The sequence below is a fragment of the Flavobacterium flavipallidum genome (assembly GCF_038289905.1).
GTDB classification, from domain to species: domain Bacteria; phylum Bacteroidota; class Bacteroidia; order Flavobacteriales; family Flavobacteriaceae; genus Flavobacterium; species Flavobacterium flavipallidum.
In genome coordinates this window covers 163,779-173,777 of record NZ_JBBYHU010000004.1, presented here as the reverse complement: position 1 = coordinate 173,777, position 9,999 = coordinate 163,779, and the positions used below count along the sequence as shown (strand labels likewise).

Here is a 9,999-nt window from a genome sequence, read left to right as displayed (position 1 = left end):
TGTTTTTTAGCCGAAACTATATCTTGAAAAATCTCAAAAAGCAAAAATGACCGATAATGGATATCTAAAATCGGTCATTTTCTTTAATTTTTATTCAAAAGATAGATTACTTCTGAATGTGCCGATAAAAGCTTGGAATTTGGAATTTATCCCGATAGCTATCGGGATTGTGATTTATCACTTTAATTAGCTACTTCGCTGATAAATTTGATACGCATCAAACGCAATTCGTCGATATCGTAATCGCCATCAAATTCTTTCAAAGCTTCTTCGATTTTATCCGTTTTGGATTCCATAAAATAATCATGAATTTCTTCCTGCTGATCTTCATCAAGCATATCATCAATCCAATATTTGATATTCAACTTTGTACCGGAATATACAATCTGCTCCATTTCTTTAATCAAAGCATCCATAGACAAACCTTTTGCTTTAGCGATATCATCCAAAGGTAATTTCCTGTCAATATTTTGAATAATATACAACTTATTAGCCGAATTAGTTCCGGTAGATTTCACCACTAAATCATCTGGTCTAATAATATCATTATCTTCAACATACCTGTTAATTAAAGCAATAAATTCAGCTCCGTATTTTTTAGCCTTTCCTTCACCAACCCCATGAATATTAATCAATTCTGATTGAGAAATAGGATACTTTAGAGCCATATCTTCTAACGAAGGTTCCTGAAAAACTACAAATGGCGGAACACCCAGTTTTTTTGCCACTTTTTTACGCAAATCGCGCAGCATTTCCATTAAAGCTTCATCAGCTGTTCCTCCTGACTTAGAGGCTGCAACTACCGTTTCATCATCAGCTTCACTGTATTCATGATCTTCAGACATCATAAAAGATTCAGGCTTAGCAATAAAATCCAAACCTTTTTGAGTAATTTTCACAATACCGTAAGTTTCAATATCTTTTGACAAATAGCCTTCTACTAAAACCTGCCTCAATAAAGCCATCCAGTATTTCTCATCATGCCCAGAACCACTACCAAAGAAAGATTGAGAATCAGTACGATGTGCTTTGATAACAGCATTTACACGCCCAATCAATGTAAATACAATTTCTTTAGACTTATATAAATGTTTGGTATCACGAACCACTTCCAATAGTTTCACCACTTCATTTTTGGCTTCTACTTTGGTTTTTGGATTTCTAACATTGTCATCCATATCAGCACCTTCGCCAGTCTCGCTGTCAAATTCCTCTCCAAAATAATGCAATAAAAATTTTCTTCTTGACATAGAAGTTTCGGCATAAGCCACCACTTCTTGGAGTAAAGCAAAACCAATTTCCTGCTCAGCAACCGGTTTTCCCGACATGAATTTTTCTAGCTTTTCTACATCTTTATAGGAGTAATAAGCTAAACAATGACCTTCGCCACCATCACGACCGGCACGTCCTGTTTCCTGATAATAACTTTCTAAAGATTTAGGGATATCATGATGAATTACAAAACGCACATCCGGTTTATCGATCCCCATTCCGAAAGCAATTGTTGCCACTACTACTTCCACATCTTCCATCAAAAACATATCCTGATGTTTCGCTCTGGTTTTAGCATCCAATCCGGCATGATAAGGAACCGCACTAATGCCGTTCACCTTTAAAACCTCGGCAATAGCCTCCACTTTTTTTCGGCTCAAACAATAGATAACACCTGACTTCCCTTTGTGCTGACGTATAAAACGAATAATATCTGATTCAACATTTTTAGTTTTCGTACGTACTTCGTAAAATAAATTAGGCCTGTTGAACGAAGCTTTGAATGTTACCGCATTAGACATATCCAAATTCTTCAGAATATCTTCCTGTACTTTCGGAGTAGCAGTAGCCGTAAGCCCTATAACAGGCACATCACCTATTTGTTTGATAATATTTTTTAGATTTCGGTATTCAGGTCTAAAATCATGCCCCCATTCCGAAATACAGTGCGCTTCATCGATTGCCACAAAAGAAATAGGCACACTCTTTAAAAAAGCCACATTCTCTTCTTTTGTCAAAGATTCCGGTGCCACATACAACAATTTTGTCAACCCAGAAGTAATATCCGTTTTAACCTGAGCTGTTTCTGTCTTGGTTAGGGAAGAATTTAAAACATGAGCGATGCCGTTTTCAGAAGACAAACTTCGTATCGCATCAACCTGATTTTTCATTAAGGCAATTAAAGGAGAAACTACTACCGCAGTCCCTTCCTGAATCAAAGCAGGTAGTTGATAACACAAGGATTTTCCCCCACCTGTCGGCATGATTACAAAAGTGTTTTGCTTCTTCATCAAGCTTGTAATCACTTGCTCTTGTAATCCTTTAAATTGACTAAAGCCGAAATATTTCTTTAATTCTTTATGGATATCAATTTCGTTTGAATTCATTCTTTATTATCTGGTAATTTGTATAAATTTGCATCACATAAAGATACAAATTTCTTTTTCACACACAAATTTTAAACATTCTGTTTTGATATCCAAAGAAAACATATTGGCCATTGCCAAAAAAACCATATTATCTGAAAGTGAAGCAATTGTAAAATTAGTCGATTATTTGGATGAAAATTTTTTCAAAGCTGTAGAAATTATCTTTCAATCCAAAGGTCGCTTAGTGGTAACCGGAATAGGAAAAAGTGCCATTATCGGACAAAAAATGGTAGCCACATTCAACTCTACCGGTACTCCATCAATGTTTCTTCATGCTGCCGAAGCCATTCATGGTGATTTAGGAATGATTCAGAAAAATGATGTCATCATTTGCATTTCTAAAAGCGGAAATAGCCCCGAAATCAAAGCACTTATCCCTTTATTAAAAAGAGATGGAAATCCATTAATTGGCATTAGCGGAAACACAAGTTCAGCACTAGCAAAAGGTTCTGATTACGTATTAAACACCACGGTCGATATGGAAGCCTGTCCTATCAATCTGGCACCTACTAACAGCACTACAGCTCAGTTAGTAATGGGAGATGCATTAGCGGTTTGTTTAATGGAAATGCGTGATTTTAAGCCTGAAGACTTTGCCAAATACCATCCGGGTGGCGCTCTGGGCAAAAAACTATTACTCAAAGTAAAAGATTTAATTGAGCACAATCAAAAACCAATTGTTTCCCCTGACACTCCGGTTAAGAAAGTAATTTTTGAAATTTCAGAAAAAAGACTGGGAGTAACCGCTGTAGTAGAAAACAATCAGGTTATTGGAATTATTACTGATGGTGATATCCGTAGAATGTTAAACGACAGAGATACTTTTACCGATTTAACTGCCAAAGACATCATGTCTAAAAATCCAAAATCGATACCATCAGAAACGATGGCAATTGATGCTTTGCAAATTTTAGAAAACCACTCCATTACACAACTTATTGTTATTGACAACAACGAATACAAAGGAGTTTTGCACCTACACGACATACTTAAAGAAGGAATCCTATAATGGCAAAAAAAAATATAAACGAAATGTCGTTTTTAGACCATCTTGAAGACTTAAGATGGCTATTAGTTAGAAGCACAATTGCCGTAATCATTATGGCTTTTATCGCTTATCTTTTTAGTGATTATTTATTTGATACCGTTGTTTTCGGACCTACAAGACCTAGTTTTTTTACCTATGTATATTTTTGTGAATTATCACATTCTTTAGGTTTTGCCGAAAGCATATGCATTACCGAAATGCCCTTTATCATTCAAAATACCGAAATGGAAGGCCAGGTAAATGTTTTTATTTGGATGTGTATTCTTTTTGGATTCGTACTGAGTTTCCCTTACATTTTATGGGAAGTATGGAAATTCATTAGCCCGGCACTTTATGACAACGAAAAAAAGAATGCCAAAATATTCATCTTCTTTTCTTCTTTATTATTCTTTTTAGGGGTTGTATTTGGGTATTTTGTAGTAATTCCGATGTCAGTAAATTTCGTAGCTACTTTTACCATTAGCCCTACTGTCCTGAATCAATTTACCTTAGATTCTTATATCGGAATGGTAAAAACCTCCATTATTGCCAGTGGTTTATTTTTTGAATTACCTATAATCATTTATTTCCTTAGCAAACTAGGACTTGTTACCCCTAATTTCCTAAGAACTTACCGAAAATACGCGATTGTTCTTGTATTAATCATTGCAGCTATTGTTACACCTCCAGATGTAGTGAGTCAGACCATTGTAGCCATACCAATGCTTTTAATATACGAAGCAAGTATTTTCATTTCCGTTTTTGTTGCCAAAAAGGAAAAAGAAAAAGAATAATAAATTGTTAATCTAACTATTTGTTTATTGGGTAATTCGTTAATTTGCCAAAATAATCCAATCAATAAAAAATTAAAAATCAATACGCCAGATGATTTTAAGAGCTGATAATTTAATAAAAACATACAAAGGAAGAAGTGTAGTAAAAGGGATTTCAGTTGAAGTAAATCAAGGTGAAATCGTAGGTTTATTAGGTCCTAATGGAGCCGGAAAAACCACTTCTTTTTATATGATTGTTGGATTAGTAAAACCAAATGCCGGAAGCATCCACCTTGATGATACCGATATCACGCATTTCCCAATGTACAAACGAGCGCAACAGGGAATTGGATATCTGGCACAGGAAGCTTCTGTTTTTAGAAAATTAAGTATCGAAGACAATATTTTAAGTGTTTTACAATTGACAAACCTTTCCAAAGAAGCTCAAATTGCTAAAATGGAAAGTTTAATTGCCGAATTTAGCTTAGAACACATCCGTACTAACCGCGGAGACCTATTATCCGGAGGAGAACGTCGCCGTACTGAAATTGCCCGCTGCCTGGCTACCGACCCAAAATTCATCTTACTAGATGAACCATTTGCCGGAGTTGACCCCGTAGCTGTTGAAGATATTCAAAGAATTGTTGCACAGTTGAAAAACAAAAACATCGGAATCTTAATTACCGACCATAACGTTCAGGAAACGCTGGCTATTACCGACAAAACCTACCTGATGTTTGAAGGAGGAATTCTAAAAGCCGGAAAACCGGAAGAACTTGTGGAAGACGAAATGGTTAGAAGAGTTTATTTGGGACAAAATTTCGAATTAAGAAAGAAGAAACTGGAGTTTTAAAATGAGTGGTCAGTAATCAGTTTTTGAGTAATCAGTTTTAAAATTAAATCTATAAAAATGGAAGACCCAAACAACCCAAGTAAAGAAACCTTAGAAAAATGGTCAAAAGATCCTAACAATTGGATTTGGGGAATGTTTTATTTCAATCCAAAAGACAAACGTTTTTTTCCTCCTAAGAAAAAAGAATGGATGGGTTGGACTGTTAATTTTGCCAACAGAAAATCAGTATTATTTTTTATAGGGATGTTACTTTTTTTTCTATTTGTTACATTTACAATACTAAGAAAAAACTAGAGTTATAAAAAAACTATCGTGTAATCCGTTTTTAGTATTCAGTAAACAGAATGAACTGATCACTAATTCCGATAGCTATCGGAACTGAACACTGATAACTTCTAAACTACTCCTTCGTAATAAACTGCAATTGCTCTAAATCACCATTAAAGATATTCACATCTACATTACCTTTAATTCCTGATACAGAAGCTTTTTCGGTAAATTGCCAAAAAAGCCAATCTTCTTCAATCTTTTCTCGGTAAAAATTATAATTGGCTATCCAAAACAAATAATCAGAGAATTCTTTTTTTAGAAAATCATCATAATAACGCTCACTGGTATAAATAATTGGTTTTACCTTGTAATGTGCCTCAACCATAACCAACCAACGTTTTAAACCTACTTTTAATCGTTCCATCGATTGATTTTCTGGCAGTTTTTCAATATCTAAAACCGGTGGTAAATCTCCCTTTTCTAAACGAACTGTTTTAATAAAAAGTTCCGCTTGTTCCAACGAATTTTCGTTAGGACGGTAATAATGATAGGCTCCACGGATGAGCTTATTTTCTTTAGTTTGAAACCAATTCTCTTCAAATCGTTTATCTAATCGATCGTTTCCAACGGTTGCTCTTACAAAAACAAAAGACAATTCATAATCATCTAAGGTTTCTACTTCGCTCCAATCAATTTCATCCTGATATTCTGAAACATCAATCCCTATTGCTTTACCTTCATTCTTTTCTAAAACCTGATAATTTCGAACATCCGAAAGCTGTTTTTCTTTCGCATTTTTATCTAAAACCTTATCTGTTTTAAAACTGAAATAATAGGCCAAACCATTTCGATAATGATAAACAACTCCTAAAAAAAGCATTATACTCACCGCTACAAGTCCTATCTTAACAAGCTTTATTTTAAGAACACTCGGCTTTTTTTTAGGTTTTCGGGAAGTGGTGGTTCTCCTTCGATTATTTTGTTTTGCCATCTAATGCGAACTTATTATTCAAAACCGACAAAAACACATAGCTGATAATCACCAAAGGAACTCCGCCATAATGAAAAAACAAAACCAACAAAACAGCAAGCACTATAAAACCAATTTGAAGTAAATTATCTTTAAGGGTAAACTTCTTAATTTTTAATGAAAAAAGGGGAATTTCGGCATTTAAGATAAAAGCGCTAAAAGCAGTAATTAGCACTAAAACCCATTGGCTAGTCAACATTTCGAAAGCAACTAAAGAATCGGAATATTTTATCACCAATGGCAAACTCAACATAAATAAAGAATTCGCCGGAGTAGGCAAACCAATAAAAGAATCTGACTGACGGGTATCAATATTAAAAAAAGCCAATCGATAACAAGAACCCAAAGTAATTACAAATCCTAAAAATGGAAAATATGGGCAAGCAGTAATTTCATGCTGACTATTAGCTAACAAAAAATACATCACATAACCGGGAACTACTCCGCTAGTTACCATATCTGCAAGTGAATCCAATTGCAAGCCTAATTCGCCTGTAACTTTGAACAAACGAGCAAAAAAACCGTCGAAAAAATCAAAGAAAATCCCCAAAGACACGAAGAAAAAAGCCATTTCAAAATCCTGTTTACTTACAAGAACCATGGCAATACAACCACAAAAAAGATTAAGTAACGTTATAGTGTTAGGGATATGCTTCTTGATATTCATTTGACTTGGGCTTTTTAAGAATAGTTACAAATTTAATATAATTAATGAATGCCTGTACTTTATGCAAAACAGATTATCAACAGAAAATTATTTGACCATTTATTTAAATCCGGAAAGAAATTAGCTCGCTAAAAAATAATACTTTTGAAAAACAAATTGAGTTATCTAAATTACAATTCAATAAACTGAATGACTTATTTTTACAGAAATCACAACTCCTTAGCCTGCTCAAGTAGTGAATTCACCTCTATATTCAGGGCGAATTCCCCTCTCGAGAGGGGCCAGGGGTGTGTATTTTCAAAGTCAAAACATCAATATTTACAAACTAATATAGGTTAATTAGTTAAAAATCAATGCCATGACAACTATTTTAAAATTAAAAAACCAGCTTTTTATTTTATTTTTCCTTAGTTTTTTCAATTCGTTTTGGGCTCAAAACATCCAATTATCCAAAGAAGCCAAAGTGAGTGTGATTACTTGTGGTTTAGGAAATGAATCCTATTCCCTTTTTGGGCATACTGCCATTAGAATTAAGGATGACGTCAATTTTGTTGATGCAGTTTACAATTATGGCGCATTTGACTTTAACACGCCTAATTTCGTACCCAAGTTTGCCAAAGGTGATTTACAGTATTTTGCCGTTGTTAATCGCTATACCGATTTCATCAGTCAATACACTTATGAAAACCGTTCGGTTGATGAACAGGAACTTCAAATTCCGCTGCATTACAAACAAAAGCTTTTTGAAAATTTAAACACCTCTTTAGCATCCGGAGATAGTCATTATACGTATAAATTCATCGACAAAAACTGTACGTCGATGGTAGTAGATATTATCAATAAAAGTTTAGGAAGTACTATTATTACCAAAAAAACGGATACTGATTTAAGTTATAGAAGTATCTTATACCCCTATTTTGAGCACCATTTCTTTGAAAAACTGGGAACAAGTATCATTTTCGGTTCAAAAGTGGATGCTTTAGGAACCCAACTATTTTTACCACTGGAATTGCAAAAAAGTTTAGCACTAATTCAATACAACAATCAACCTTTGGCACCAAAAAACCAAAACCTGCTCCATTTTGAAGAATCCCATCCTGTTTCCTGGTGGAACAACCTTTATTCTTATTTGATTGTTTTGGCTTTAATCGTTATTTGGAACAAAAAGAGAATTCACTATTTTTACTTTTCACTAATGGGTGTACTGGGTTTATTCTTTATTTTCATGGGATTTTATTCCAATCATTTAGAATTAGCCAACAATTACAACGTGCTATTATTCAACCCATTTCTACTTGTTTTACTATTCTTTTATACAAGAAAAAACAGTCTTTGGACGTATCGATTAGCCGTATTAAATCTCTTTTCGTTATTGATTTACTTGGTCATCCTTTTCAACAAAGCCCATTTATTGATCGTATTACCATTGCTATTCACATCCATTTATTTCCTAATTCAAATAGCGTTAAAAAACAAAAAAACAATCCCAATTATCATTTAAAAACTATTGGCCTCGGTAAAACAAAATAGTAGTTATGGTTTTTAAAGTGATATTAAAATCAAGATAAAAACTCCTATGCTTGATATAATACAAATCATATTGTAATTTAATCAAACTGTCATCAATACTTTCGCCATAGGAATAATTCACCTGAGCCCAACCGGTAAGTCCCGGTTTAATGATATGTCGGGTGGCATAAAAAGGCATGATTTTCACAATTTCTTCAACAAAGTATGGCCTTTCAGGACGCGGACCAATAACAGCCATTTCACCTTTTAAAATATTCAAAAACTGAGGAAATTCGTCTATTCGGGTTTTACGCATGAATCGACCAAAAGCCGTAATTCGATTGTCATTAGGTGTGGCAAATACAGCATTTTTAGATTCGGCATTCTCAATCATCGTGCGAAATTTCAAAATCCTAAAAATTGCTCCGTCTTTACCTACCCGTTCCTGTGAATAAAACAAACTACCTTTATTTGCCATTACATTCATTACAAAAATAAAGGGTATCAGCAACAATGTTACCAATAGACCTATTATAGAAATAATGATTTCAGCTATTCTAACTATCGTTAAATACAAACGATTTTGATTACTTCGGCTAAAGGGAAAAAAAAGATAAAAATCTCGTTCTACATGCTGTACAGGTATTCGCTGTGTTTTCGACTCATACAACTGCGTATATTCACGAATTACTTTACCCGATTTTAGAAATTTCAAGAGTTGTTGGTACAATTCGGCCGTAATATTTTCTTTTTCCTGGCGCGCTACTACAATTTCAGTTATCTGATGTTTGGCTACAAAAGCATCTATTTCCTCTAAGGATATTTTTTTTAATGGAGCATTCGAACTATTTTCTAGCGATAAAGACTTTAAATTACTTAAATAACCCACAATTTTATAATGCGGATCAATTGTTTCAATACCTGAAACTAATTCGGTTAGTTGCTCTTCATCACAAATCAACAGGGCATTTTGATGAAAACGTTTTGATGCTAAAAAGCGCACATAAAACACTCTCCACATAACCAATGCAAAAAATACAACTACTAAGAAAGTTATAATCTGAAGCCTATTGGACGGTAAAACTGGTGAATATATCGGGGTCAAAAAATAGGCCAAAACGGTAGTAGTTACCGTTAATATGGCACTTCTTCCAATTAAAAATTCATTGCTGGAAACCTGTAAATTATATAATTCAAAAACAGTTCCTATGAGCTTTAAATAAAGAATCAGCACAATTAGATGCACTGCATTTGAAACTGCAGATTTCAAATATTCTAAATTAAAAAAATGACCAACTACATACAATGCCAAAACAATACTGATAACATCAATTAGATGCAACATGAGTTTTCTCTCAGATATTTCAAAGTGAATTTTGTTTTTTGGCATTTTCTTAATTACTAAAATATCCGTTTTGGAATATTTATAATTTAATTCGTTTCAAAGATT

Annotated in this window: 9 protein-coding genes; 5 read left to right on the top strand and 4 right to left on the bottom strand. The window is 33.9% G+C overall.

Features of this window, described 5'->3' with window-relative positions; all coding sequences use genetic code 11:
- Positions 1-182: 182 nt before the first annotated feature.
- Positions 183-2,378 carry a RecQ family ATP-dependent DNA helicase gene (locus AAEO59_RS03860; protein WP_341699422.1) on the bottom strand — a complete coding sequence of 732 codons (2,196 nt, stop codon included), beginning with the start codon at positions 2,376-2,378 and terminating at the stop codon, positions 183-185.
- A gap of 85 nt (positions 2,379-2,463) precedes the next feature.
- On the opposite strand from AAEO59_RS03860, the gene AAEO59_RS03855 reads away from it, so the two are divergent.
- From AAEO59_RS03855 to AAEO59_RS03840, 4 genes are all read left to right on the top strand, one after another.
- Positions 2,464-3,429, top strand: a complete 966-nt coding sequence (locus tag AAEO59_RS03855) for a KpsF/GutQ family sugar-phosphate isomerase (RefSeq protein ID WP_341699421.1) — start codon at positions 2,464-2,466, stop codon at positions 3,427-3,429.
- Complete coding sequence (tatC, locus tag AAEO59_RS03850; RefSeq protein ID WP_341699420.1) at positions 3,429-4,241, top strand: twin-arginine translocase subunit TatC; 813 nt, start codon at positions 3,429-3,431, stop codon at positions 4,239-4,241. The genes AAEO59_RS03855 and tatC overlap by 1 nt, the downstream gene beginning before the upstream one ends.
- Before the next feature lie 91 nt (positions 4,242-4,332).
- Positions 4,333-5,073 (top strand): LPS export ABC transporter ATP-binding protein, encoded by a 741-nt coding sequence (lptB, locus tag AAEO59_RS03845; protein WP_341699419.1) that lies wholly within the window; start codon positions 4,333-4,335, stop codon positions 5,071-5,073.
- Positions 5,074-5,130: 57 nt separating this feature from the next.
- The gene (locus AAEO59_RS03840; protein WP_341699418.1) at positions 5,131-5,367 is read left to right on the top strand and encodes a DUF5808 domain-containing protein; all 237 of its coding nucleotides are present in this window, start codon (positions 5,131-5,133) and stop codon (positions 5,365-5,367) included.
- A gap of 106 nt (positions 5,368-5,473) precedes the next feature.
- On the opposite strand, the gene AAEO59_RS03835 is transcribed toward AAEO59_RS03840, so the two are convergent.
- Entirely contained in the window at positions 5,474-6,334 is an 861-nt protein-coding gene (locus AAEO59_RS03835) for a glycoside hydrolase family 25 protein (RefSeq protein WP_341699417.1), read from the bottom strand.
- Positions 6,318-7,040, bottom strand: a complete 723-nt coding sequence (locus AAEO59_RS03830; RefSeq protein ID WP_341699416.1) for a CDP-alcohol phosphatidyltransferase family protein — start codon at positions 7,038-7,040, stop codon at positions 6,318-6,320. Before AAEO59_RS03830 ends, AAEO59_RS03835 begins: the two co-directional genes overlap by 17 nt.
- A 358-nt stretch (positions 7,041-7,398) precedes the next feature.
- Between AAEO59_RS03830 and AAEO59_RS03825 the strand changes: the two genes are divergently transcribed.
- Positions 7,399-8,541: a lipoprotein N-acyltransferase Lnb domain-containing protein gene (locus AAEO59_RS03825; RefSeq protein ID WP_341699415.1), complete on the top strand. Its 1,143-nt coding sequence runs from the start codon at positions 7,399-7,401 to the stop codon at positions 8,539-8,541.
- Between the two features lie 3 nt (positions 8,542-8,544).
- On the opposite strand, the gene AAEO59_RS03820 is transcribed toward AAEO59_RS03825, so the two are convergent.
- A complete protein-coding gene (locus AAEO59_RS03820) occupies positions 8,545-9,939 on the bottom strand; it encodes an exopolysaccharide biosynthesis polyprenyl glycosylphosphotransferase (RefSeq protein ID WP_341699414.1) in 1,395 nt (464 codons plus the stop codon).
- Positions 9,940-9,999 lie beyond the last annotated feature (60 nt).

Excerpts from the sequence above, each read along its gene's own strand:
- AAEO59_RS03820 (WP_341699414.1), bottom strand. The coding sequence starts at position 9,939 with ATGCCAAAAAACAAAATTCACTTTGAAATATCTGAGAGAAAACTCATG.
- AAEO59_RS03860 (WP_341699422.1), bottom strand. The coding sequence starts at position 2,378 with ATGAATTCAAACGAAATTGATATCCATAAAGAATTAAAGAAATATTTC.
- lptB (WP_341699419.1), top strand. The coding sequence starts at position 4,333 with ATGATTTTAAGAGCTGATAATTTAATAAAAACATACAAAGGAAGAAGT.
- AAEO59_RS03840 (WP_341699418.1), top strand. The coding sequence starts at position 5,131 with ATGGAAGACCCAAACAACCCAAGTAAAGAAACCTTAGAAAAATGGTCA.
- tatC (WP_341699420.1), top strand. The coding sequence starts at position 3,429 with ATGGCAAAAAAAAATATAAACGAAATGTCGTTTTTAGACCATCTTGAA.
- AAEO59_RS03830 (WP_341699416.1), bottom strand. The coding sequence starts at position 7,040 with ATGAATATCAAGAAGCATATCCCTAACACTATAACGTTACTTAATCTT.
- AAEO59_RS03835 (WP_341699417.1), bottom strand. The coding sequence starts at position 6,334 with ATGGCAAAACAAAATAATCGAAGGAGAACCACCACTTCCCGAAAACCT.
- AAEO59_RS03825 (WP_341699415.1), top strand. The coding sequence starts at position 7,399 with ATGACAACTATTTTAAAATTAAAAAACCAGCTTTTTATTTTATTTTTC.